The 232-nt window shown below is 62.1% G+C and carries 1 pseudogene; it reads left to right on the top strand.

Features of this window, described 5'->3' with window-relative positions:
* Positions 1–108: 108 nt before the first annotated feature.
* A pseudogene (locus NR193_RS33420) lies at positions 109–232 on the top strand (U32 family peptidase); the annotation flags it as partial.

The raw sequence follows: 232 nt of genomic DNA, 5'->3' as shown, positions 1-232 counted from the left end.
ACTGGCTCGTCTTGTCGATACGGGAATTCTCGGTGCGCTGGATGTCGCGCGCCAACTGGCCGATCGCAACTCCAGACGCAAGGCACCAGAGGCATGACAAGCGGACGCATGGAACTTGTCTGCCCGGCCGGAACTCCCGCTACGTTGAGGGCAGCCGTCCAGGCAGGCGCGGACGCCGTCTATTGCGGATTTCGCGACGAAACGAATGCCCGGAATTTCCCCGGACTCAACT

Source organism: Mesorhizobium sp. Mes31 (assembly GCF_024519675.1).
GTDB lineage: Bacteria > Pseudomonadota > Alphaproteobacteria > Rhizobiales > Rhizobiaceae > Mesorhizobium.
Note: the sequence above shows the minus strand (reverse complement) of the source record. Positions and strands in the feature narration are given on the sequence as shown.